This window comes from Pedobacter sp. MC2016-05, from assembly GCF_026239735.1.
In the GTDB taxonomy this organism is placed as follows: domain Bacteria; phylum Bacteroidota; class Bacteroidia; order Sphingobacteriales; family Sphingobacteriaceae; genus Pedobacter.
On sequence record NZ_JAPIVT010000005.1, the window covers coordinates 176,185 to 199,945 of the forward strand.

Annotated in this window: 22 protein-coding genes; 12 read left to right on the top strand and 10 right to left on the bottom strand. The window is 36.4% G+C overall.

Annotation, left to right across the window (positions count from 1 at the left end; genetic code table 11):
• Positions 1 to 76: 76 nt before the first annotated feature.
• Genes OQZ33_RS09380 through OQZ33_RS09390 form a run of 3 tightly spaced genes read right to left on the bottom strand, consistent with a single transcriptional unit; the run spans position 77 to position 1,423 of the window.
• The gene (locus OQZ33_RS09380) at positions 77 to 820 is read right to left on the bottom strand and encodes an endonuclease (RefSeq protein ID WP_265798781.1); all 744 of its coding nucleotides are present in this window, start codon (positions 818 to 820) and stop codon (positions 77 to 79) included.
• Complete coding sequence (locus OQZ33_RS09385; protein WP_265798782.1) at positions 813 to 1,016, bottom strand: KTSC domain-containing protein; 204 nt, start codon at positions 1,014 to 1,016, stop codon at positions 813 to 815. Before OQZ33_RS09385 ends, OQZ33_RS09380 begins: the two co-directional genes overlap by 8 nt.
• Before the next feature lie 26 nt (positions 1,017 to 1,042).
• Positions 1,043 to 1,423, bottom strand: a complete 381-nt coding sequence (locus tag OQZ33_RS09390) for a hypothetical protein (protein WP_265798783.1) — start codon at positions 1,421 to 1,423, stop codon at positions 1,043 to 1,045.
• Positions 1,424 to 1,528: 105 nt separating this feature from the next.
• Between OQZ33_RS09390 and OQZ33_RS09395 the strand changes: the two genes are divergently transcribed.
• The 4 genes from OQZ33_RS09395 (at position 1,529) to OQZ33_RS09410 (ending at position 4,932) form a co-directional block, all read left to right on the top strand.
• Positions 1,529 to 1,717 (top strand): hypothetical protein, encoded by a 189-nt coding sequence (locus OQZ33_RS09395; protein ID WP_265798784.1) that lies wholly within the window; start codon positions 1,529 to 1,531, stop codon positions 1,715 to 1,717.
• Between the two features lie 97 nt (positions 1,718 to 1,814).
• The gene (locus OQZ33_RS09400) at positions 1,815 to 2,606 is read left to right on the top strand and encodes a HipA family kinase (RefSeq protein WP_265798785.1); all 792 of its coding nucleotides are present in this window, start codon (positions 1,815 to 1,817) and stop codon (positions 2,604 to 2,606) included.
• Positions 2,584 to 2,967, top strand: coding sequence for a DUF3037 domain-containing protein (locus tag OQZ33_RS09405; protein ID WP_265798786.1), 384 nt, complete (start codon positions 2,584 to 2,586; stop codon positions 2,965 to 2,967). Before OQZ33_RS09400 ends, OQZ33_RS09405 begins: the two co-directional genes overlap by 23 nt.
• A gap of 54 nt (positions 2,968 to 3,021) precedes the next feature.
• The gene (locus OQZ33_RS09410; RefSeq protein ID WP_265798787.1) at positions 3,022 to 4,932 is read left to right on the top strand and encodes an AAA domain-containing protein; all 1,911 of its coding nucleotides are present in this window, start codon (positions 3,022 to 3,024) and stop codon (positions 4,930 to 4,932) included.
• A 527-nt stretch (positions 4,933 to 5,459) separates the two neighbouring features.
• Here OQZ33_RS09410 and OQZ33_RS09415 read toward each other — a convergent pair.
• Complete coding sequence (locus tag OQZ33_RS09415) at positions 5,460 to 7,310, bottom strand: DNA topoisomerase 3 (protein ID WP_265798788.1); 1,851 nt, start codon at positions 7,308 to 7,310, stop codon at positions 5,460 to 5,462.
• Positions 7,311 to 7,475: 165 nt separating this feature from the next.
• On the opposite strand from OQZ33_RS09415, the gene OQZ33_RS09420 reads away from it, so the two are divergent.
• Entirely contained in the window at positions 7,476 to 7,919 is a 444-nt protein-coding gene (locus tag OQZ33_RS09420) for a hypothetical protein (RefSeq protein ID WP_265798789.1), read from the top strand.
• Here the strand turns inward: OQZ33_RS09420 and OQZ33_RS09425 are convergent.
• Positions 7,916 to 8,695: a murein L,D-transpeptidase catalytic domain family protein gene (locus tag OQZ33_RS09425; protein WP_265798790.1), complete on the bottom strand. Its 780-nt coding sequence runs from the start codon at positions 8,693 to 8,695 to the stop codon at positions 7,916 to 7,918. The genes OQZ33_RS09420 and OQZ33_RS09425 overlap by 4 nt on opposite strands.
• Before the next feature lie 209 nt (positions 8,696 to 8,904).
• On the opposite strand from OQZ33_RS09425, the gene OQZ33_RS09430 reads away from it, so the two are divergent.
• Entirely contained in the window at positions 8,905 to 10,353 is a 1,449-nt protein-coding gene (locus tag OQZ33_RS09430) for an SDR family oxidoreductase (RefSeq protein ID WP_265798791.1), read from the top strand.
• Positions 10,354 to 10,495: 142 nt separating this feature from the next.
• On the opposite strand, the gene OQZ33_RS09435 is transcribed toward OQZ33_RS09430, so the two are convergent.
• Positions 10,496 to 12,403, bottom strand: coding sequence for a DUF3857 domain-containing protein (locus tag OQZ33_RS09435; protein ID WP_265798792.1), 1,908 nt, complete (start codon positions 12,401 to 12,403; stop codon positions 10,496 to 10,498).
• A 1-nt stretch (position 12,404) separates the two neighbouring features.
• Positions 12,405 to 14,378 carry a DUF3857 domain-containing protein gene (locus OQZ33_RS09440; protein WP_265798793.1) on the bottom strand — a complete coding sequence of 658 codons (1,974 nt, stop codon included), beginning with the start codon at positions 14,376 to 14,378 and terminating at the stop codon, positions 12,405 to 12,407.
• Positions 14,379 to 14,559: 181 nt separating this feature from the next.
• On the opposite strand from OQZ33_RS09440, the gene OQZ33_RS09445 reads away from it, so the two are divergent.
• A complete protein-coding gene (locus OQZ33_RS09445; protein WP_265798794.1) occupies positions 14,560 to 15,513 on the top strand; it encodes a 3'-5' exonuclease in 954 nt (317 codons plus the stop codon).
• Between the two features lie 27 nt (positions 15,514 to 15,540).
• A complete protein-coding gene (locus OQZ33_RS09450; protein WP_265798795.1) occupies positions 15,541 to 17,406 on the top strand; it encodes a M1 family metallopeptidase in 1,866 nt (621 codons plus the stop codon).
• 35 nt (positions 17,407 to 17,441) lie between these two features.
• On the opposite strand, the gene OQZ33_RS09455 is transcribed toward OQZ33_RS09450, so the two are convergent.
• From OQZ33_RS09455 to OQZ33_RS09465, 3 genes are all read right to left on the bottom strand, one after another.
• A complete protein-coding gene (locus OQZ33_RS09455; protein WP_265798796.1) occupies positions 17,442 to 17,945 on the bottom strand; it encodes a hypothetical protein in 504 nt (167 codons plus the stop codon).
• Positions 17,946 to 18,058: 113 nt separating this feature from the next.
• The gene (locus tag OQZ33_RS09460; protein WP_265798797.1) at positions 18,059 to 18,568 is read right to left on the bottom strand and encodes a hypothetical protein; all 510 of its coding nucleotides are present in this window, start codon (positions 18,566 to 18,568) and stop codon (positions 18,059 to 18,061) included.
• 98 nt (positions 18,569 to 18,666) lie between these two features.
• The gene (locus OQZ33_RS09465) at positions 18,667 to 19,257 is read right to left on the bottom strand and encodes a hypothetical protein (RefSeq protein WP_265798798.1); all 591 of its coding nucleotides are present in this window, start codon (positions 19,255 to 19,257) and stop codon (positions 18,667 to 18,669) included.
• Positions 19,258 to 19,402: 145 nt separating this feature from the next.
• On the opposite strand from OQZ33_RS09465, the gene gatB reads away from it, so the two are divergent.
• The 4 genes from gatB (at position 19,403) to OQZ33_RS09485 (ending at position 23,751) form a co-directional block, all read left to right on the top strand.
• Complete coding sequence (gene gatB / locus OQZ33_RS09470) at positions 19,403 to 20,860, top strand: Asp-tRNA(Asn)/Glu-tRNA(Gln) amidotransferase subunit GatB (protein ID WP_265798799.1); 1,458 nt, start codon at positions 19,403 to 19,405, stop codon at positions 20,858 to 20,860.
• Positions 20,860 to 21,972 (top strand): TlpA disulfide reductase family protein, encoded by a 1,113-nt coding sequence (locus tag OQZ33_RS09475; RefSeq protein ID WP_265798800.1) that lies wholly within the window; start codon positions 20,860 to 20,862, stop codon positions 21,970 to 21,972. The genes gatB and OQZ33_RS09475 overlap by 1 nt, the downstream gene beginning before the upstream one ends.
• Positions 21,973 to 22,075: 103 nt before the next feature.
• Positions 22,076 to 22,765: a response regulator transcription factor gene (locus OQZ33_RS09480; protein WP_029274338.1), complete on the top strand. Its 690-nt coding sequence runs from the start codon at positions 22,076 to 22,078 to the stop codon at positions 22,763 to 22,765.
• Between the two features lie 263 nt (positions 22,766 to 23,028).
• Positions 23,029 to 23,751, top strand: coding sequence for an RluA family pseudouridine synthase (locus tag OQZ33_RS09485; protein ID WP_056848962.1), 723 nt, complete (start codon positions 23,029 to 23,031; stop codon positions 23,749 to 23,751).
• Positions 23,752 to 23,761: the final 10 nt, after the last annotated feature.

Sequence of the window (23,761 nt, forward strand, 5' to 3'; positions counted from 1 at the left end):
TCTTTTACTTTAAGATTATAGTTCGCTGTGGTTCTTAAGAAATACAAAGCGAAGCATCTGTATTTTGTCAGAGAAATTATTTTTTAGAATAATTTCTCTGACAAAAATCGCATACATAACATTGCCTGTGTGTCTTCCCGAGTTCTTGTTTAGTAACCTGATGATCTGCAACGCACTTCTTCTGCAGATACACCTCCCAATGTTTACTCAATGTATTTTCCTTTTTCCAATCCAGAAAATCAAAGCTATATCGCTGGCTTTCTCTAATAATCTCTTTAAGTTTAGTTAGAGGAATATCTTCAATTTTACTAAGCGGATGAACTTTAGTTCTGTATAACACTTCGTTTTTTATGATATTGCCAACGCCTCCAAAAATCTTTTGATTTAATAATACATCGCAGATATAGGAAGATGCGGTTTCTTTCAACTTTTTTAGTGCCAGTTTGGGGTCCCATGATTTAGACATAACATCAGATTTCCAATCGTAATGTTCGCTAATATCGCCCTCAAGTAGGTCAATTTTACATGTGTAGAAATTTAGCTGATCATTTTTAAAGGAGAGTCCCAGTTTAACTGGTGTTTTTTTACTATCATTTATTAAATATGTTCCGAAAAGCATGAAGTGAATACGGACAGTAAAATCATCAAAACAAATTAAAAAGTGTTTTCCCCAGCTCTTGAAATCATTAACCTTTCGATGCAAAAGTCGGTCTTTATCAATAGTCGTCACATTTCCTATCACTTCCAAAACCTCAGGTTTTCTTAAGTGCAGTCCAGCTACTAAATCTTTTAATATCACAATTGATGGTCCTTCAGGCATTTGCTAGTTTTTTAAATGAGTAATGTTCTTTGATATAATAATTGAAATATTTGCCTTTTGATCTGGCGGCCTTGAACATTTCGAATACCTTCTGCGGCACACCTTCATATTGATAAACCATTCCAGAGACAAAAGTGATATTGAGTGCTTTCGCTTCTGGATTATAACTAAGATGATCTATAACGGATGATGGCATAAAAAGTATTTTCTTAACCCAAATTTTTACTCTCCCTTAAGTTCTGATTCTTCTTTGGCTGCTCGAATTTTCTCTTTCTTTAAGTCAATTCTTATAATATTGTATAGGCTCATGTATACATTTGCAATCCAAACAATTGCAAAGAACGCTATGATATATCCTCTCCAATCTGGATAGATAAGCGTGTATTTGGTAATCAACAGGATAATCAAGGTGATATAGTGGCTGAAACAATATTCGCAAGTGAACACATAAAAAAATTTCCGCTTGATTAGCTTGTCGCAATTTTTAGATCGATCAACACAAAATTCTCTCGCCTCTCTAAAAATTTCTTCTTTGGTAACCGTCCAGGCGATGCAAGCTACGGGGAGCGCTAAAACAAAAATGTAATAGATGTGTGGTTCCATGAAATTGAATTAATTTTAAATACAACCTTCAACCATCGAAAATGTTTAGATCCCGAAGTAAACATTTTCATGCTACAACTGTTTATTAATTCAAAAACCATAATTATGGAAAGATCAGAAATTGTATCTCTATTAGAGGTTATCAATCAGCAAGTAAGTTCTCCAATTTTAGGCGGGATGGAAGATGATTATGAGGTATTGGAAAGTATGGGCTTAGTTAAAATTAACAGGGAAGCTATACAATGGACAGCCGTGATGACGCCGGCAGGCAATGCTTATCTAGGGCATGATTAATTGACCGTATAGGTTAATGATATTAATATAAATCTTCTAAATTTGTGGCGAGGTTAGCACGTGACCTATTTTTATAATTGATGCGCTAATTAAGCTTATGAATGAAATTCAACTAAGAACGGTTAGTGTTACGCGGTATGTTACGCCTTTGCGAGAGGGCGGATCAATGCCCGCAATTGCTGAAGCCGACGATAATTTCTTATACGTATTAAAATTTCGTGGCGCCGGCCAGGGCACCAGGGCATTAATAGCCGAGCTAATTGGTGGCGAAATAGCAAGAATTTTGGGCTTACGGGTTCCGGAATTAGTTTTTGCTAATCTGGATGAGGCATTTGGAAGAACCGAGCCGGATGAAGAAATTCAAGATTTACTAAAAGCAAGTGTCGGTTTAAATCTTGCACTTCATTACTTATCAGGTGCCATAACTTTTGATCCAACAGTTACCACTGTTGATGCCAAACTGGCCTCGCAAATTGTGTGGTTAGATTGTTTTTTAACCAATATGGATCGTACATGCCGCAACACCAATATGCTTATTTGGCACAAGGAACTCTGGCTCATCGATCATGGCGCATCGCTATATTTTCATCATTCATGGCAAAACTGGAAAGAACAGGCTACGAGGCCGTTTTTTCTGGTAAAAGACCATGTTTTATTGCCTTGGGCATCTGAGTTAGATGTTGTTGATCAGGAATTTAAATCAATCTTAAATCCAGAAAAAATTCAGGCAGTTATCAACTTAATTCCGGATGATTGGTTGGAAGGGGAGACTAACTTTGAAAGCAATACAGCACACAGGAATGCCTACTCGTATTTTCTGGAAACCCGTTTAGCAAATTCTGAACTATTTTTAAAAGAAGCGCAGCATGCAAGAGAAATTCATATTTGAGTATGCCGTGATTCGTGTTATGCCTAGGGTAGAGCGTGAAGAATTTATTAATGTGGGCATTATTCTTTTCTGTGCAAAAAAGAAATTCTTGCAAAGCGTTTTCATTGTTGATAAAGTTAAATTAACTGCTTTTTCAGCTAAAATCGATATTGACGAAGTACAGGCAAATCTTTCTGCGTTTGAACGAATTAGTATAGGCGCAAAAAATGCTGGTCCGATTGGTCAATATGATCAGGCCTCCCGTTTTAGATGGCTTACTGCCACAAGAAGTACTGTAATTCAATGCTCAAAGGTACACCCTGGTTTTGCCACAGACCCTTATGAAACGATGATGAGGCTCCATCATGAATTGGTGTTGTAATTGCAAATTAGCCTCATTAATTATATATTCACTTATTTTCTTTAATCTTATCCGTTGCTAAAAGACTATTTTAAAAAGCTTCAAGATCTGCTTAATACAGAGCGTGAGGCAGATCTGCAATCCTATCTAAAGCTTACAGAAAATACTTCGCCTGCCGATCGCCGCTCCCTTGGGCTTACCTGGTATCCAATTGCTATCCGACATAATGAGATCGGAAGGGGCGATTATTTAACTGTGGAGGTAGAACGTACAACACATCAAGATTTTTCTCATCAATTTAGATTTGGATCTTCTGTTGTGTTATTCTCCAATCATGATCCAAAGGTAGATCAGCTAGAAGGAATAATTACCCACCAAACGGGCACTAGAATGAAAATCAACTTTCGGGTTGATGAATTACCAGATTGGACAAGAGATGGTAAACTCGGTGTCGATTTATTATTCGACAACAATAGCTACGATGAAATGCAAAACGCATTGAAACGAGCTTCAGTCCTTGCCGAAGATGACTCAGAAAATAAGCTGATCAGGATATTGACTACAGCTGAGAAACCATCGTTTCAGATTGAGGAAAAGTTTGTCATCCCTAGCACCTTAAATGGTTCGCAAAGGCTTGCGGTAAATAAAATTGTGACGGCTAATCATTTAGCAATTGTTCACGGTCCTCCTGGTACAGGAAAAACGACTACACTAGTTCATGCTATAAAATCATTAATCAAGCATAATAATCAAAAGATTTTAGTAGTTGCCCCTAGCAATACTGCCGTTGATTTATTAACGGAGAAACTTGCGCTGGAGGGGTTAAATACCATCCGTATAGGTAACCCAGCTCGGGTTTCAGAACGACTATTAACCTCGACTCTAGAACACAAAATGGCTGATCATCCGGATATGAAAACCATTAAATCGCTAAAAAAACAGGCCAACGAATATAAGAACATGGCCCATAAGTATAAGCGAAGTTTCGGAAAGGCTGAAAGAGATCAACGGAAAGCTTTATTTAATGAGGCGCATAAAATAGGGAAAGAAGTAGAAAAAATAGAACAGTATATTACTGATCATTTGTTTGATAAGGCACAAATTATCACTGCAACCTTAGTTGGTGCAAACCATTACAGCGTCCGCAATTTAAAGTATAATACTGTAGTGATTGACGAGGCTGGCCAGGCATTAGAACCCGCCTGCTGGATACCAATTTTAAAAGCAGAGAAGATAATCTTTGCAGGAGATCACTCTCAGCTTTCACCGACAATAAAATCCCAAGAAGCCGGAAGTAATGGCTTAAGAAAAACTTTATTAGAAAAGTTGATCGACATTCACCCTGAGTCAGTTGTGCTCTTGAACGAACAATATCGAATGCATCAGAACATTATGGGTTATTCCTCTAAAGTTTTTTATCAGAACCAATTAAATGCTCATCATTCTGTTGCAAATCATTTAATTTTTGACGATGACGAACCGCTTATTTATGTCGACACTGCGGGCTGCAGTTTTGATGAAAAACTAGATGGCACAAGTACCATAAATCCTGATGAAGCTGCTTTTTTAGTTAATCATCTCACCTCATTTGTGCAAGAAGTCACTTCCAAAAAGATTGATAATTTTCCATCAATAGCAATTATCTCACCTTATAAACAACAGGTACAATTTATAAAGACCTTAGTTGAAGAAAATGAAGCTTTAATTCCCCTAAAAAATAACATTTCGGTGAATACAATAGACAGTTTTCAGGGGCAGGAACGAGATGTTATTTATATCAGTTTAACCAGAAGCAATTCCGATGCAATAATTGGGTTTTTATCAGATACCAGAAGAATGAATGTGGCTATGACCAGGGCCAGAAAGAAATTGGTAGTAATAGGAGATAGTGCAACATTATCAAAGGCCAAATTTTATGCAGACTTTATTGAATATGCCGACAAATTGGGTGCCTACCATAGCGCTTGGGAATTTATAAATAGCTAACATGTTAGGTAATTTATTTTGCGTATAAATTATTACATTTCAGTAAATCATCCTGGATTTATTTTATCGCTTTAAAATTCCCTTAAACCATCAAGGTAGAAGACTGTGTTATATAAATCTCATTGTAAAAGATGATGGTTTAATAATTAATGGAAATGAAAGTAGGAATTAAAGTTTTAATTGCAGATGATAGTGATTTGATGAGGACGGTTATGAAAGGTCTTTTTTAAAAAATTTCTTGATAATCCAACTATCACTGAAACTACTTATTTACCAGATACATTTAAGTTGCTGAATCAAATCGAGTTCGATTTCTTGCTTTTGGATATCAATATGCCAAGAGGACATAGTAACCCTGAAACCATAGGAAAAGTTCATGCCATCTAACCTCAAGTTAAGGTATGCATGTTTACAGGTAACGATAAGGCTACTTTACAGCAACAATATAAAGATGCAGGGGCGATAGGTTTCATCCAAAAAGATGAAAACATGGTATCTCGTTTGAGCAAGGGTTAAAAAGCTTTCAATTAAGCTTTCTCTAGTTTTTTATCTTCTAGCCTTCCAGAAATACTGGCTCCCGCAATCAATAATTCGTCGGTAATCATTTTAGTGTATTCCGTAATTTCCGACTTAAAATCAGCCACAGAAGATCCCGATCGAATTTCTTCCAATCGCTTTTCCCATTGTCCGGTTAATTCAGCTTGTGCAATTTGCTTGTCTTTTACCACTTCGTAAACTGCTAAGCCTTTATTAGTGGGCAACAAATTACGTTTTTCGCGTACAATATATTCTCTGGTAATTAAAGTTTCAATAATTGAAGCCCGTGTTGCTGGGGTACCTAAGCCACTGTCTTTCATGGCATAACGCAATTCCTCATCCTCAATTTCTTTTCCACAGGTTTCAAGTGCCTTTAATAACGAAGCTTCGTTGTACATGGCTTTTGGTTTAGTCTGTTTTTCGAGCAAAGACTTTTCTAAAATAGGCAATTGCTCACCTACAACAACTTTAGGCAGCGCCGCATTGTCTTCATCTTTTTTATCTTCATCGGTTTCGTTAAAAACCGAGCGCCATCCTGCAGAGCGGATAACGGTTCCATTAGCAATGAAAGTTAAACCCGACTGGATAGTAATTTTGGTAATTTCCTTAAGGCATTCCTGGTGAAAGGCTTCAATCATCCTCCCAACAACCATATCGTAAACCGCTTGTTTATCACTGCTTAAACCATAGGCTTCTTCGCCGGTGGGCAATACGGCATGGTGATCGGTTACCTTTTTAGCGTTTACACTTCTTTTATTTAGGCTAGCCGTTTGAAGAAACTGTGCTTGTTTACCAAAATCATGATGATTAGTAAATTTCGAAATTAACGTTGGAACACCAGCAAAAACATCATCGCCAATATACCTTGATCCGGTACGTGGATAGGATACCAATTTACTCTCGTATAAATTTTGCAAAATATTTAAGGTTTGGTCGGCGGTAAATCCCTTCTTCTTATTTGCTTCCTGTTGCAGGCTACTCAAATCGTGCAAAAGGGGCGGTGGTTCTTTACGGGGTTTAGCTTCCACGGCTGTGATGTTTCCTCCCGTGGCAAAACCAGAAGCTACATCTTCTACCAATGCAAAAAGTTTTTCGGCTTCTTCTTTATCCTTATAGTTTGAGGTAGATACCGCCTTAAATTGCTGCTCATCCTTGATCAGTTGGATGGCTATTTGGTAATAAGTTTGGGGAACAAAATTTTTAATTTCCAGGAACCGGGCACAAATCATTGCCAGCGTTGGGGTTTGTACTCTGCCCAAAGATAATACGCTTCTGTTCCCGGCCGAGATGCTTAAAGCCTGTGTGGCGTTCATCCCCACCAACCAGTCAGATTCTGAGCGACAATGTGCCGAATTAAATAAGGTATCGTAATCTGTGCCAGGCTTTAGGTTTCTAAAGCCGTCTTTTATAGCTTCATCCGTTTGAGATGATATCCAGAGTCGTTTGAAAGGCTTTTTACATTTCAGATAATAATAAATATATCTAAAAATTAATTCGCCTTCCCGCCCGGCATCGGTTGCAACAATAATTTCGGTTGCTTCATCAAACAGGCGCTTAATGGTGTCCAACTGTTTTCTAACTGCCGGATCTTCTATAAAACCGTCTTTGGTTTTTACCTTTCTTACCGCTAACTTAAATTTAGCTGGCAACATCGGTAAATGTTGTTTTCTCCAACCAATAAAACCATAATCTTGGGGAGGTGCCAATTGAAGCAGGTGTCCGAAAGCCCAGGTAAATGAATAACCTTTACCTTCGATATATCCATCTTTACGGGTTGTTGCTCCGAAAACTTTAGCAAGTTCACGACCAACAGAGGGCTTTTCGGCAATAACTATCTTCATTAATTAGGCATATTTTTCAAGCTCAAAGATGACTAAAATATTCCTTTCAACCGCTAAAATTTTACTCACAGGGTAACCAGCTGAACTTAAACATTTTCGGCGTCAAGCTGTTTGGAATACATCGTTTAGTAACAATAAATCAATTTTTAAATCCAATATTAAAAAATGGAACAGATTTACGAATTAGTAGCATGCAGGATAAAAGTTGATTTGCAACCGGGCATAATTCGCGTATATAGTGATGCTGAATTGTGGCGCTTTTTGAATGGAAACGTTAACGAAAGATTTAATTTATTAGCACAAACGATTAAGAGTAATTACAAAAATCTGTTTCATAAGGATTTAATCATTTCCGATGACTCGCTAATTGTTGAAATATTGGTACATGTTTACTGCGATTATGTAGGGTTAAAGTTTAATAGCGTTATTAAAATAAAACCTCTGAACAATTTTGTAAAGAAGTTACTGGTGAGAGCAGAAATTGTAGACTGCGGCGAAAAGGAAAAAGACAGCAACCGTTGGGTATGGGATTTTTTGGCCCGGTTTAAACCAATATTTGTTAAGATGCTCCCTAAAAATTTAAATAACACCAACCTCAAAATGTACTAATCCATTTGGGCAGCCATCATATTATTTTGATTTAAAGCTGCATTAGCCGCTAGTGTTTCGTTTAAAAGAGAAGACTGATAAGTTTGTTCTGAACTATTTATAAATAAAACTGTCCGATCTGAAATGGCGTCAATTACTTTATTGGCGAGTTTAGTGGGCACAGCAGGACAGCCTTGACTTCTTCCTAATCTACCCAGTTTATTTATTGTTTCTTGCGAAACATAATCTGCCCCGTGTACAACAATCGCTCTATCTCTAGCTTTGCTATTAAAATTCTGATCCATTCCATTTAGTTTCAACGATCTGCCATGTTTTCCAAAATATATTTCTCCAGTGAGATAAAACCCCAAACTACTTTGATTTGAATTCTGAATATTCGAAAAATTAGATGGTTTATCTCCACCGCTATTCTGGCCATGTGCCACCCATGTATTTAAAATCAGTTTCTTTTTATCTATATCAATAATGTACAAGCGCTTTTTACGACTTTCCTGATCAAAATCTGCGATGGTTAGCACCGATTTGTCATGCAATAAGCCACGATATTTCATATTATAATAACCAGTCAATGCCTTCTTAAATACCTGCTCGCTCAAACCAACAGAATCCAAATCAGCCGTTTGATATAAATCTAAGATGTACTGATTATAAACGCTATCTGCTGCAAAATTTTTTGAAGATTTAGATTGGGATTGATCAGCTGCTTTAAAACTTGATCCAATAAGAGCCACACATAATAAAATAATAGAGGCAAAGCATAAAATGTATTTATTCATAAAGGGATGTTTGGTTTGATATTACGTATACGATAGATTGAAACAAATGTTGCCCGAAATTCATTGTAGCTTTAATAATACAGCTTGTTTGACTGTCAAATGACTTATGTATTTATTTTATAGCTAAGTGGAATACAAATTCTTTTACATCAATAGGAAAAGAAATAACAAAACAGTTTTTAAAGTGTTGTGAAATAAATAATCACTTGATGAAAATACTGCTCACTGGCGCAAACGGATACATTGGTACACGATTACTTCCTTTATTATTGGATGCTAAGCATCAGGTTGTTTGCATGGTGCGTGATAGCAGAAGGTTTGCCGCACAATCTGATTTGGTGGATCAGGTTCAGATTATCAATGGTGATTTATTAAATCCTGATTCTTTAAATGAGATTCCGGATGATGTTGATGCAGCTTATTACCTGGTTCACTCCATGTCGTCAAGCGACGAAGGGTTTTCTGATTTAGAAAAAAAATCTTCAGTGAATTTTGCTAGCGCAATAAAAAAAACAAAGTGTAAGCAGATCATTTATCTTACCGGTATTGCTAACGATGAACATTTATCCAAACATTTAGGCTCACGCCTAGCGGTAGAAGACGAATTAAAATCATCGGGCATTGCGTGTACAATACTACGAGCAGCAATTATTATAGGTTCTGGCAGTGCATCTTTTGAAATTATCAGAGATTTAACAGAGAAAATCCCGGTGATGGTGGCTCCAAAATGGGTAAAAACAAAATGTCAGCCCATAGGCATCCGCGATGTATTGGGCTATTTAACAGGTGTTCTCCACAACCAAAAAGCATTTAATGAAACGTTTGATATCGGTGGTCCGGATATTTTAACTTATAAAAATATGTTGTTGGGTTATGCAAAGGAACGCGGCTTGAAAAGGTGGATTATTACCGTACCGGTACTTACTCCACGATTATCATCATTATGGTTAAATTTAATTACACCTGTACCTTACTCACTGGCAAAAAGCTTGGTTGATAGCATGAAAAACGAAGTGATTTGTAAGGATGACAGGATTAAAGAGGTGGTGCCCAGGCTTTGCTTAACCTATGTCCAGGCTTTGCATTTGGCTTTTGAAAAAATTGACCAAAATTCTATAGTTTCCAGCTGGAAAGATGCCTTAAATAGGGGCTACCTGCAAACTGATTTTATGGATCAAATTAAAGTTCCACAAAATGGTACGTTGGAATATAAGGTAAAAATGCCCTTTGAACGCAAGGCGGAAGAGGTTTTTGATAATATTTGGAGCATTGGCGGGAGTAGAGGATGGTATTTTATGGACTGGCTTTGGCAGCTGAGAGGTTTTTTAGATAAAATTTTCGGCGGCGTGGGCACACGCAGAGGTAGAACCAGTAATATTGATCTTCAAGCTGGTGATGTGCTTGATTTCTGGCGGGTGCTTTTAGCCGACAAAAAGAATAAACGATTATTACTTTATGCCGAAATGAAAGTACCTGGCGAAGCCTGGCTAGAATTCAAACTGGTAGAATTTCATGGCCAGGCGTTTTTATCGCAAATTGCTACCTTCAGGCCGAAAGGTTTGTGGGGAAGGATGTATTGGTACGCCATGTGGCCATTTCATATTGTATTGTTTAAGGGTATGGCTAAACAGATTACTACTTTTCAGCCGGAATCTTAATCCAATTTTGTTAGCTTTGCTGCTTAAACGAAAAAAATGCCAAATCAGGACCACGATTATTCCTTCTGGACTAAATATAAACGCTTTGCAAGTACAGAAATTTTAATGTACTTAATTATGATTGTTGGGATTGCATTAGGTATTATTTTTTTAAGTTAAGGATCAACTTCAAATTATCGGCAGTATTTACGTCGGTCATAAACTTTGCGAATAAGCTATATTTTTCGGAAGGAAATGTTCCGTCGTTAATTTTGATTTTTCTGTAGTAAATGATTTTTCTACCCTCAACAGTTACCTTCGATTCATAAGACCCAAAATCACTTTCCAGTTTTTTATTCATCGGTAAAATAAAATCAGCTAATACGTTTTCTGGAATCGAATAAGTGATGGTGTCTTCATCAGTATAGCCTCTATTTATATAAACAGGAAGCTTTCTTACTTTTATTTCCGGAATATCTCTCGAGATATTAAAAGCATTTAACTGTAGATACATCTTATTGTTTTGCACTGGCGCATATTGACGGATATTAACTTTAACATCTTCTGTAATTTTCGGATTATCAGTTTTATCTCTTAAGTAAGTGATGTTTTCGAAATTTATATGATCAAGATTATACCAAATTTTAAGTGCTTTATGTTGCTCGGTTATTGATTTTTCGATGTTTGATTCATGATTATCGTATTGGGCGCCCGAAAAAACCGTTTGCATATTGCCTAGAGCTGTACCATCATCACTAAGACTCAAATTTACGTTTCTTATCTGAAGATTGTTTTGTACACTTAGTTTAGGTGTTCTAAGTAATTTTCCGCCTTCAGGAGTACAGGCAAATACCAGCCGGTCATCCGTAAAATCTCCTAAAAACCCAAAAGGAATTTTTTGATTCGTACATTCCAGCCAGGTCGTATCGCCTTTAAGTGGCAAACAGAGAATGATGTGATTACCCTGAGCCATATCTGCAAATTGAGGGTCAAGACTTATTTTTTCGCTTCCAGCTTCCACTACGCAATAATAAGATTCTATATCAACAGCTTTCAACATACTTTGCATGTAGTTTACAAGCGCTTTACAATCTCCATATCCTAAACGATCGACCTCACTTACCGCGATAGGCTGTAAACCACCGATACCGATTTGAACACTGATGTATCGCGTTTTATCTTGCAAATACTGATAAATTTTCCTGGCTTTATCTTTATCTGTTTTTTCATCCTTTGCCAAATCTTTCACCATCGTTATGGTAGCTGGCGGCAAGCTATTTCGCTGTTTAATCAGATCATCATAAACCCATTTCCCCAACTCCTCCCAATTTTGATAACTACCCTTGTGGTTGTAATAAGTAAACTGTTTAGGCGCAATTTGAATGCTTGTTCTATAAGTTTCGGGGTTAGGACTAAAGGGTTCACTTTTAACAGCTACGATATTGCTGGCTTTCCATACCATTTTCTTTTGCTTTTCATCTGTAGAAATCTCTGGTTCCATAGCATAACTAACAGTTTTTATGCGCACCTCATCAGTTGGTTTACAAATAAAAGTATAAGAACTTTTTTCCACCGAAACATCATCGCCACGCTTTGGGACCCATCTGGGAATAATTAAATTCTGTTTGTTACGAATTTCATAATTGTAAACGATGGTATACGGATATTGATTCACATTCGGCAGATAATGCTTTACGCGGCTATCTACGAACAAGGAAAAACCATCTGCTGCACTTACATCACTAAAGTCATTTTGCGTAAACTTGGTTATTGGTTTACCAACAGCATTGTAAACTTCACCCTTTATTGTTTTTATAGCGGTATTTTTATCATAGTTCAATACCAGCCTTGCTTCATCTTCTCCATTTTCGTTGAATACAGTAATCGCTTTCTTTACGGTTAACAATACGTTTTCCGGCGAACGCATATCAACCAATATTTGCTCATTTCTGATACAAGAGTTAGCTCTGTATTTGAGTGGTCCGGGGATTAAATCAGCATCGTAATTATCCTGTGAAAAAGCGGTGTCAATCAAAGTAAAAAGGCATATTATAATAAGTTTGTATTTCATATTATTCGCCTTTTCTTAATAAATATTCTACCTTTTGATTTTGGATTATTTTACTATAAAATTCCTTTAGAAATGGATACTCATCTGGCTGATAAACAGCGTTGTTAAATTGCAATATCTGGCTCAATGACAAGGTGTTATTATCCAATTGAGTTTGCAGCAGATACTTACCACCACCGTTGGGTAAGCCAATAGCCAAATTTTTTGGTTTTTCTACTAAATTATACTTTGCTGGCAGTTCGATATTGATGATAATCCTTTCATCAGATGCTGCACCCAAATCAACAGGATAAGTTCTGATATTTAAATTGAAAGGGTTTTTTGAAATAGCGTTAATAAAAAACGGACTTAAATAAAACTCATCTTTATTTGCTCCATCGTTCATGGTAAATTCTATTTCGTATTTTTCAGTAAGCGCATTTTCTGCACTGTCTAAATTGCTAATCACATGATCGGAAATCTTTATCTTAACCAACCGTTCGTCCAGTTTTTCTACAAATTCATCAGTAGAGGTGTATCTTTTAATTTCTTTCCTTTTGGCAAAAGCGGCATAGCCTTGATAAATAGTAGTTAATGTGCCCACTATTTTACCCTCGTTAGTGAGTTTTCCATTCAAAATGTAATTGGTTACTGTTTTCTGGCTTGCTTTTAAATCAATCCAATACGATGGTTTTTTAAGATTTATTACTCTACCCTGATCATTCATGCAACGTAAAGGCAGCAAACCGAAAGGCAGAAGTGGTTCGGTAGCATCGAGCATGTAGCTCTTATCACCAATGTTTAATTTGGCAACTACATAATTAAAATCGCTGATTACAGGATAAAGTTTATTTATCGTGCCATTCTCACGGGTAGATAGAATAACGGCTTCAGCATCAAGGTTTGCAGCAGAAAGTGCCGCAATTAGATTTAAATTCAAATCAGCAACGTTTCCCGATCTGTTATCGAAGGATTTCTTGATGTTTTCCGCACAATAAATTCCGTAATAGTTATCCCACTTAATTTGTTTTTTAATGTAGTTTAAAATGGCTTTCGCTTTAGTCAGATCGTCTGGTGCATCTTTAATTATAGAAGGGATAAGATCTTTATACATATCCTTACGCTTCATTTGTGATCCAAACGATTTATCGCTGGACAGTTCGTAATCAATATCTTTCCATGTTTTTGTGTACGATGTTTTGCCCCCGGACGGATTGGTAACATCAGAAAGTTCGAAATAAATAGCTGATTTAAAATTACTTGGAGCGGTCATATTATCTTCCTCAATGAATGCGGGTATATCTTTCATCAGGTAAGTAATTTTGGAGCAATCTATATTTGCGCCATTAATGCGCAAACATTCTTTAGCTAATTCAACCTTCTGATCGCTTAGCTTTTGATAACCCCTAAGGGAAACATTGTAATTGTAAATACCCGGAATGTAAACCAGATACTCACTGATCACCTTTGGTATTTCCCACTGAAACTCCCATGTTTTGAAATTAAACAGGTTTGGAGATTTTAACCTGTAGCTATATTCTATTATCGATCCTTCCTTCAAATTCGGTAGCGTAAATTTCAAAACCTTCGTATACTTTGATCGGTTCTCGAAAAATATAGCTTTTTTATCCATAGGTGTTGCAACAAACTTACCGTCAGTATAGTTAAACGTTGATGCGGTTAAATCGTTGATGGTTTCTTCCCGAGAATCATCCTTATACAAAGGCACTACGACATTTGCGTTTTCGAATCCCTCTTTGTTATAAATCTTGATTTTTACATGGTAATCGAAAATAAGTTCAAGCCTTCCTGTAGCATCATCGATATCTATCCTTGCTGTACCAAATTCTTTGAGCACTATTGCATTTGCGTTACTGTCAAGCTTGTTTCGGTCAAATTCGTAATCATCATAGGTAATGGCTCCAAAATTAAAGTTCTGAGCAAAAACCGGTATGTATGCGGAAATTAGTAAGAGAAAAAGTACTAGTTTTTTCATAGAGTGCGTCTTTAAATTTTGCAGCAATTTAAAGCTAGCATTTAATATTCAGAAATAATTTGAAAATTATATTTCGAATTTAATACGGTGTTTTACAAACAAATCAATCCTTTTTAGCACTTTTGGATAAACATAATTTTCGATGCAGTAAGACGCTGTATTCTTTCTCTTATTCAATAAAATGAAATTAAATTTAAAACGTCCATTAGCATTTTTCGATTTAGAAGCTACTGGTATAAATGTAGGTGCTGATAGAATAGTAGAAATTGCGATTTTAAAAGCATATCCAGACGGTAAAGAAGAGGTTAAAACCTGGCGTGTAAATCCAGAAATGCCAATTCCATTACAAACTTCTTTAATTCATGGCATTTACGATGAAGACATTGCAAACGAGCCAACGTTTAAAGTGTTAGCAAAAGAAATTGCCGAATTTATCGGAGAAAGTGATTTGGCGGGCTACAACTCAAATAAGTTTGATATTCCGATGTTGTTGGAAGAATTTTTAAGAGCTGATGTAGATTTTGATATGAACCAACGCAAATTCGTTGATGTTCAGAATATTTTCCACCAGATGGAGCAACGTACATTAAAAGCAGCTTATAAATTTTATTGCCAGGAAGATTTAATAAACGCTCATGCTGCAGAGGCAGATGTAATAGCAACTTATAAAGTTTTGCTTGGTCAGCTAGAGATGTACAAGGAAAAAGAATTTGAAGATAAACAGGGCAACAAAAGCATTCCTGTTGTGAATGATGTAGATGCCTTACACGTATTTACTAACATACATAAGCCAGTAGATTTTGCTGGCAGAATGGTTTATAATGATAAAAATGAGGTTTGTTTTAACTTCGGAAAACACAAAGGAAAAACGACCGAACAAGTTTTTGCTGTTGAACCAAGTTATTATGCCTGGATGAAACAAGGTGATTTTCCTTTATACACGAAGAAAAAACTGGATGAGGAATGGGCAAAATTTAATGCCAAGAAAAACGAAAACCGCACCCCAAAACCACAACCAACGGCTGCTGCGCAAAAGCCACAATATCAACAAAAGCCTCAGCAAAAACCAGATAAGCCTGCACAACCTATTAATAACGATATGCTTGAGCAGCTAAAGATGAAATTTGGTAAGTAAGCAGACGGTATTAAGGTTTGATTTAAAATGAAAGTGATTAAAATATTTAGCATTATACTTTTTTCTGTAGTATATGCAAAGGCTCAGGTTCAATTGCCTATTGAACCGGTTTTTCAGAATACATACAACAAAGAGACCCGTAGTGTTAGTGGAAAACCAGGGAAAAACTATTGGCAAAACTCTTCAAAATACGATTTAAAGGTTGATTTTAATCCCTCAACACGGTTGTTAAAGGGTAAGGTGGATGTAGTTTATATCAACAACAGCCCCGATACACTAAAAGAAATTTGGTTCAAAATCTACCCAAATTTGTATAAAAAGGGTTCGATCAGAAAATCAAAAATAGCAGATTCTGATTTGGGTGAGGGCGTACAAATTACAGCCGCAGCCCTAAACAATAGTCAGTTAGCGTTAGGGAGTTTGCAAATTGACGGCGCGAATATGCATATCATGATTCAACCGCTTTTACCTGGTAAAAGCATCAAGTTTAACTTCGACTACAATTATACTTTAAACAAGGGCTCGCACATTCGTACCGGACAAGTGGATGATGGCTCGCATTTTATAGCTTATTTCTTTCCTAGAATTGCCGTTTACGATGATGTGGATGGCTGGAACAAATATCCTTATACAGGAGCAGAAGAATTTTACAACGATTTCGATCAGTTTAATGCAGAGATTAAAGTTCCTGGTGGGTATGCCGTTTGGGCTACAGGCGATTTAAAAAATGCTAATGAAGTATTTTATAAAGAAATCGCCACTAGAATCGCTTCAGCAGAAAAAAATGATGGAATTGTAGATGTGATTACAGAAAAGGATTTGGCAATGAAACAGGTAACTAAGCCCAATACTTTTAACACCTTTAAATTCGAAGCCAAAAATGTTACCGATTTTGTGTTTGCTTTAAGTGATCACTATCTATGGAAATCAACCAGCTTGATGGTTGATCCAAAAACAAAAAGGAGAACCAGGGTTGATGCTGTTTTTAACGCTAAGCACAAAGACTATTATGAAGTGATTGATTTTGCTCGTAAAACTGTTGAATCAATGAGTTACAAATTTCCGAAATGGCCATTTCCATATAATCATGAAACGATTTTCGATGGTTTAGACCAAATGGAATATCCGATGATGGTTAATGATAAGCCAGTTGATAATAGGGAAGATGCGATTACTTTAACAGATCACGAAATTTTCCACACCATGTTCCCATTTTATATGGGTATAAATGAGACCAAATATGGTTGGATGGATGAAGGCTGGGCCACGATAGGTGAGTGGCTAATTTCACCAATGATCGATTCCACCATCGTTGATGAATATGGTATTCAGCCAACAGCAGCTTCATCAGGAAATAAAGATGATTCTCCCATCATGACATTAACACCTGACTTAAAAGGATCTGGAAGTTTTACCAATTCTTATCCGAAACCTGGTTTAGCGTATTTGTATGTTAAAGATTATCTTGGCGAGGAGTTGTTTACTAAAGCGCTTCACAACTACATCAACAATTGGAACGGGAAACACCCAATGCCTTACGATTTCTTTAACAGTATGAATGAAGGAAGTGGAAAAAATTTAAACTGGTTTTGGAAGTCATGGTTTTTTGAGGGCGGCGTTTTGGATATGGCAATTAAATCGGTGGATAAAACAGACACTGGTTATTCAATAAAAATTGAAAATAAAGGGATTAAAGCGTTACCGATTGATTTGGTGTTAAACTATGCAGATGGATCAAAAGAAACCAATCATAGTACGATCGCTGTATGGCAGGATGGCGCAAAGGAAGTGCAAATCGAAATTAAAACTTCGAAAAAACTGAATAAAGTAACAATGGGCAGTAGTCATGTTCCAGACAAAGTGAAAAGTGATAATACTTATAATGTAAACTAATCATAAAAAAAGAGGCTTAAAGCCTCTTTTTTTATTTAACGTCTACCATGTTTTTCTCTATGTCCTCTAGAAAATAAACTAGCATTAACTCTTTGATCGTGACGTCTATAATCTACGCGTTGTGGCCTGTAATGGTTTCGCGGTGCGTTATAACGACCCCTGTTTCCGCCGCCATATGATGAACGAAATACATTCTTATGGTTAGAATATCTAACTCTATGCGTATTGTAACTGCGATATGGGCTGTTTCCGTATACAACCACTTTTCTTCCACGGTGTAAATCATAGCCTCTATATCTAGCTGGTAAATATCTAGATCGAGTCCAGCGATTTCCATTTAAATAAACAAACTGGCGTTGCGGAACATAATAATAAGACTGTACTTCAGGTAAGTAATAGTAATTTACGTTTTGATAACCAACAGGAACCCAAGCCGGTTGCGCACCAATGTTAACATTAATACTTACCTGGGCGTTAGATTGATTTGATGTTAAAGCCACGATACCTACAATCGCGGAGATGATAAATAACTTTTTCATAATCGGTTCTATTTGTGTGTTTAATACAAATTCAAACGCTATGCCAAAAAATCTATTGTAACAGAGATATAAAAAAAGAGCTTCTTCGAAGCCCTTCCTTAATCACTTAACAATTATTTGTGTTTTCCCTTTCCGTTTCCTTTGCCATGGTTACCATTTCCTTTGTTCGCTTTACCGTATATTTTTTTCGCTTGTCCAGGTGGCATTCCATGTGGATGACCTTTTACCACGTAGTATTTGCTGTCGCGGCTATCTCTTATGACCAACTGACCTTTGTTACCTTTGAATTTTCCGTATTTAACCTTATCATTCTTAAAATTTAGATAAGGTTTTGGAGAGTTAATTACCACTTTATACCCATTGTATAAATCGTAATTTCCGTATCTCGATGGTAGATTGTTCGCAAAAACCCAGTCGTTTCCATTTAAATATACAAATTGCTTTTTCGGAACATAGTAGTAACTTTCCACATCTGGAAGATAATAGTAATCAACGTGATCATAACCAGTGGGTCCCCAAAGCGGCTGTGAACCAATATTTACATTCAAATTTACTTGAGCCTTTGCCGGCATGCTGAGGAACGAAATCATCATTACTACAGCTACTAAAAATAATCTTTTCATAATCGATTTAATTTGTGTTGATAGACCCATATTTCCAAAAGGCGTGCCACAAAAAAAGGGAGCTTCTTTCGAAACTCCCTAATCACAACTAAATCACGCTATTTACTTCTACCATTTGCTTTATTCCTATCTGGACGATCATTTTCTATTCTTCTATCGTTGCCACGATTGGCATTTTGAGCTGTTCTTGAGTTTTGATTTATTTTTACAACAGTTTTTTGTGTACGATTTTGGCGATTGCAATTATTACTCACCGCAACAGCTTTATAGTTGGGGTGGTTTTTCACCACATCATATTTACTATCGCGACTATCTCTAATCACCAATTGGCGGCCATTAAAGTTTTTAAATCTACTGTATTTAGCTACATAGACGTTATTTCTTAAATATGGTTTGGGTTCGTTTACAACAACTTTGTATGCTCGGTATAAGTTAAAATTTCTGAATTGACCTGGCAAACTGTTTGTCCAGACCCAATTGCCTTGATTCGAATAGATATATTGTTTGGATGGGACATTGTAATATGCATTGATATCCGGCAGGTAATAGTAATCTACATGATCATAACCTGTAGGCCCCCAAACTGGTTGTTGGCTAATATTAACGTTTAAATTAATTTGAGCTTTTGAATCATCTATGCTGAATAATGAAACCATCAAAACTGCAGCAAATAAAATTAACTTTTTCATAATGTTTTTTAATTAAAGGTTCCTTGTGTGTGTTAATTATTGAAATAGACAAAAGCATTTTCGCGTAGTTTAATTGAGGCAATTCGTTTTAACATTCTTTAACTATATTTGCCAGCTCAATAACATTTAAAGGCATCATTTATCTATGGGTTTAGGGACAACCGAAAACAATTACGAACTAGTTTCAGGACTGGAAATTCACGTTCAATTAAACACCAATACCAAAATATTCTCGGCCGATAGTGCATCTTTCGGGGCTTCGCCTAATCATAATATTTCAACTGTTTCATTGGCGTTACCGGGTGCTTTGCCTAAGCTAAATAAAGAGGTGGTAGCCAAAGCGGTTAGGATTGGCCTGGCCTTAAATTGTACAATCAATCAAACCAATCACTTTGATAGAAAAAATTATTTCTATGCCGACTTACCAAAAGGTTATCAAATTACACAGGACAATCAGCCAATCTGTGTACATGGCTTCCTTGAAGTTGAATTAGCTGATGGCTCAACGAAGAAAATAGGAATCAACAGAATCCATTTAGAAGAAGATGCAGGAAAAAGTATTCACGATCAGGATGATAACTATTCTTTAGTTGATTTAAATCGTGCGGGAGTTCCTTTGATAGAAATTGTGACGGAGCCTGATATTCGTAGCGCCGAAGAAGCATCAGCACTGCTTACTGAAATTAGAAAGTTGGTCCGCCATTTAAATGTGAGTGATGGAAACATGGAGGAGGGGAGTTTGCGTTGCGATGCAAATATTTCTATCCGACCGAATGGTTCCGCAGAATTTGGTACCCGTTGCGAAGTAAAAAACCTAAATTCTATGCGTAACGTACGTAGAGCAATGGATTTTGAATTTGGCAGACAAGTGGAGGTAATTGAGAATGGCGGCAAAATCATCCAAAGCACATTAAATTTTGATGCTGATAAAGGCACAACATCGCCAATGCGAACAAAAGAGGAGGCAAACGACTACCGGTATTTCGCTGATCCGGATTTGCAGCCTATTTTTATTTCTGATGATTGGCTGGCAGAAATCACATCGGCCATGCCCGCTTTACCAAATGAAATTTCGAAGCAAATGGTTGCCGAATTTGGTATTACAAAAGCAGACGCAGCTTTATTTGCAGAGGATTTGGATCTGTTAAATTATTTTAATGAAGCTTTACCAATTGTTAATACTAAAAAAACACTTATTAACTGGTTAATTGGCCCGGTTAGGGCTGTATTAAGCGAAAAGGGAATAACTATTAATGATTATAATGTTAAACCAGAACAATTAGCTGCTGCAATTAATTTGGTAGATGATAAAAAGCTTACACAACAAATCGCCATTCAGCAATTATTACCGGCTATTGAAACGGAACCAAAAGCTGATGTGACTAAACTTGCACAATCATTAAATTTACTGATTTCAGAAAACAGCGATGAATTAGGTGCATTTATTGATGAAGTGTTAGCCAAATATCCACAACAAGTTGAGGCATATAAAAAAGGTAAAAAAGGCGTTTTAGGCTTGTTTGTTGGCGATGTAATGAAGTTGGCAAAAGGTAAAGCAGATGCTAAAAAATTGAATGAATTAATACTAGAAAAATTAAAATAATGAGATTAAAAAATTTAAGTCTGATCGTATTAATTGCGATTGCTTTTACAGCATGTAAACCGAAAGATAGTTTTACAATTGACGGAACATTCCAGAACCCTGGAACAGAGAAGAAAGTTTTCCTATACGGGATGCAAAGCAGTCAAATGGTCGCCATCGATTCGACTAATTTATCCGAAAAAGGCGAATTTAAATTTATTCGTAAAACTCCATCTGTAGATTTTTTCCGTGTTTCAATAGGCAATCATGAATTTATGCTAATTGCCAAAAATGGTGATCAAATTAAATTAGAAGCTGATTTAACTGATAAATCAATGGCTTACAAAATATCTGGAGCCAATGAGGTTGAAAAACTATCAGAGTTAAATACCATTCGAAATAATTTCTCAAAACAAGCTGAAAAGTTGCAGGCGGATTTTGAGGCTAAAGTGGCTACTCAACCACAAAACAGAGCTGCGATATTAGAGGAGATGAAGCCTCAGTATCAGTCGTATATTAATCAATTGAACACGCAGATCATCAAGTTTGCTAAAGACAATAAAGGTACGCTTGCTAGCTTTTACGCGATGAATACGCTTAGTCCGCAAGAATATGAGGCGGAACTTGTACAATTTGCAGATGAAGTTAAAGATGAAATTAAAGGTAATGCTACGGTAGATACTTTTGTAAAACAGATGGCGTTATTGAAGGCTGTTCAGGTTGGACAGGTGGCTCCAGATTTTACTATGAATACGGCCGACGGGAAAGCAATTAGTTTAGCAGATTATAAGGGTAAATATGTTCTTTTGGATTTTTGGGCTTCCTGGTGTCAACCATGTCGTCAGGAAAATCCGAATGTGGTAAAAGCTTACAATAAATACAAAGTTAAAAACTTCGACATTTTAGGAATATCCCTAGATACTGATAAAGCTGCATGGTTAGGTGCTGTCAAGGCAGATGGTTTAGCCTGGAATCAGGTGTCTGAATTGAAAGATTTTAACGGAGAAACAGTTAAAAAATATCAGGTTCAGGCAATTCCTACTTCTTATATTATCGACCCGACAGGAAAGATTGCTGCTAAAAACCTCCGTGGAGAGGAGCTGGAAGCTTTTCTAGCTAAAACGTTACGTTAAAAGAAACTAAATGTTAAACTAATTTGAGTCGTTAACAATTTATTAACTTAGGCTTAACTAGAAATTACATCAGAGACAGTACTTTCGTAACAAATATTTAACTATGAACAACGCAGGTCAGAAAATATTAATTGTTGATGATGAACCAGATATTCTGGAACTGATTGAGTACAACCTAAAAAAAGAAGGTTACCAGGTTTTTACCGCTACTAATGGTCAGGAAGGAATTACTGTTGCTAAAAAAGTTCATCCAGATTTAATCATTTTAGATATCATGATGCCTAAAATGGATGGAATTGAGGCTTGCAGACTGATGAGGGCAATTCCAGAGTTTAAAAACACTTTTATGGTTTTCTTAACTGCCAGAAGTGAGGAATATTCAGAAATTGCGGGTTTTAATGTAGGTGCCGATGATTATATTGCAAAACCAATCAAACCTCGGGCTTTAGTAAGTCGCATTAATGCAATTTTAAGAAGGAACACAGGAACTGAAGAAGTATCAGAAAACAAATTAGAAATTGGCGATTTAGTGATCGACCGTGAAGCTTATTTAGTTTTTCAAGGCGGAAATAAAGTTGTTCTTGCCAAAAAAGAATTTGAGTTATTATATCTCTTGGCCTCTAAACCTGGTAAGGTTTACACCCGTGAATCAATCCTTAAAAATATTTGGGAAGATTCTGTTGTGGTTACCAATAGAACCATTGATGTTCACATCCGCAAACTTCGCGAAAAATTAGGCGAAACTTATGTATCAACTGTAAAAGGTGTTGGTTATAAGTTCGAGCTTTCTTAATAAAATATTAACCATAGATGGACACAGATTAACACAGATTCTTGCTGGTGATTAATCTGTGTCTTTTTGTTTGCATCATTTTGAGGCATGAAGCAATTATACCCTGCACTTACTAATCCAGAGCATTAAGATTACTCCATTACTGGCTATAAGGTGAAGTTTAATACGGCTTCCTTATCCGGGTTTATCCTTTTTATCTGTGGTTAAATTCTGAACCAATAAAATAAAATCCGTATTTTTGCGGCTCATTAATAGCACACAGTTTGAAGTACCCGAATTTTAAAGACCTTATTCTTTTTGAAGACAACGATTTTATTGTAATCAATAAACCACCATTTTTAGCCTCTCTCGATGAAAGAGGTGGTTCTGGGGAAACTAATGTATTGCGTTTGGCTAAACAATATAGCGATGATGCACAGGTTTGTCACCGTTTAGATAAGGAAACTTCTGGTGCTTTGATTATTGCTAAAAATCCTGAAGCCTATCGCCATGCATCCATGCAATTCGAACGCAGGAAAGTTGACAAAACCTACCATGCAGTAGTTGATGGCCACGTAATATTCGACAAGTTATTGGTTGATCTACCTATTCTGAATGATGGAAATAAAAACGTAACCATCGACAGAGCAGAAGGAAAAAGAGCAGAGACTGTGTTCGATTCATTAAAATATTATAAACATTATACGTTAGTAGAATGTAAACCGATTACCGGTCGTATGCACCAAATCCGTATCCACCTGGCTACGCAACGTGCTGCTATCGTGGGTGATGACATGTACAAAGGAAAACCTGTATTTTTATCATCAATTAAAAGAGGCTATAGATTATCAAAAGGTGAGGAGGAGCAACCGATTATGAAACGTTTTGCGCTCCATGCCCGACATTTAATTTTTAAAGGTTTAGATGATAAAGACATTGTAATCGATGCACCTTATCCGAAAGATTTTGCCACATTAATCAAACAGCTGGATAAATTTGACGCTTAAAATCAATAAC

Bases quoted from the DNA above. Each gene is read 5' to 3' on its own strand.
- OQZ33_RS09380 (WP_265798781.1), bottom strand. From the start codon at position 820: ATGCCTGAAGGACCATCAATTGTGATATTAAAAGATTTAGTAGCTGGA.
- OQZ33_RS09385 (WP_265798782.1), bottom strand. From the start codon at position 1,016: ATGCCATCATCCGTTATAGATCATCTTAGTTATAATCCAGAAGCGAAA.
- OQZ33_RS09390 (WP_265798783.1), bottom strand. From the start codon at position 1,423: ATGGAACCACACATCTATTACATTTTTGTTTTAGCGCTCCCCGTAGCT.
- OQZ33_RS09395 (WP_265798784.1), top strand. From the start codon at position 1,529: ATGGAAAGATCAGAAATTGTATCTCTATTAGAGGTTATCAATCAGCAA.
- OQZ33_RS09400 (WP_265798785.1), top strand. From the start codon at position 1,815: ATGAATGAAATTCAACTAAGAACGGTTAGTGTTACGCGGTATGTTACG.
- OQZ33_RS09405 (WP_265798786.1), top strand. From the start codon at position 2,584: ATGCAAGAGAAATTCATATTTGAGTATGCCGTGATTCGTGTTATGCCT.
- OQZ33_RS09415 (WP_265798788.1), bottom strand. From the start codon at position 7,310: ATGAAGATAGTTATTGCCGAAAAGCCCTCTGTTGGTCGTGAACTTGCT.
- OQZ33_RS09420 (WP_265798789.1), top strand. From the start codon at position 7,476: ATGGAACAGATTTACGAATTAGTAGCATGCAGGATAAAAGTTGATTTG.
- OQZ33_RS09425 (WP_265798790.1), bottom strand. From the start codon at position 8,695: ATGAATAAATACATTTTATGCTTTGCCTCTATTATTTTATTATGTGTG.
- OQZ33_RS09430 (WP_265798791.1), top strand. From the start codon at position 8,905: ATGAAAATACTGCTCACTGGCGCAAACGGATACATTGGTACACGATTA.
- OQZ33_RS09435 (WP_265798792.1), bottom strand. From the start codon at position 12,403: ATGAAATACAAACTTATTATAATATGCCTTTTTACTTTGATTGACACC.
- OQZ33_RS09440 (WP_265798793.1), bottom strand. From the start codon at position 14,378: ATGAAAAAACTAGTACTTTTTCTCTTACTAATTTCCGCATACATACCG.
- OQZ33_RS09445 (WP_265798794.1), top strand. From the start codon at position 14,560: ATGAAATTAAATTTAAAACGTCCATTAGCATTTTTCGATTTAGAAGCT.
- OQZ33_RS09450 (WP_265798795.1), top strand. From the start codon at position 15,541: ATGAAAGTGATTAAAATATTTAGCATTATACTTTTTTCTGTAGTATAT.
- OQZ33_RS09455 (WP_265798796.1), bottom strand. From the start codon at position 17,945: ATGAAAAAGTTATTTATCATCTCCGCGATTGTAGGTATCGTGGCTTTA.
- OQZ33_RS09460 (WP_265798797.1), bottom strand. From the start codon at position 18,568: ATGAAAAGATTATTTTTAGTAGCTGTAGTAATGATGATTTCGTTCCTC.
- OQZ33_RS09465 (WP_265798798.1), bottom strand. From the start codon at position 19,257: ATGAAAAAGTTAATTTTATTTGCTGCAGTTTTGATGGTTTCATTATTC.
- gatB (WP_265798799.1), top strand. From the start codon at position 19,403: ATGGGTTTAGGGACAACCGAAAACAATTACGAACTAGTTTCAGGACTG.
- OQZ33_RS09475 (WP_265798800.1), top strand. From the start codon at position 20,860: ATGAGATTAAAAAATTTAAGTCTGATCGTATTAATTGCGATTGCTTTT.
- OQZ33_RS09480 (WP_029274338.1), top strand. From the start codon at position 22,076: ATGAACAACGCAGGTCAGAAAATATTAATTGTTGATGATGAACCAGAT.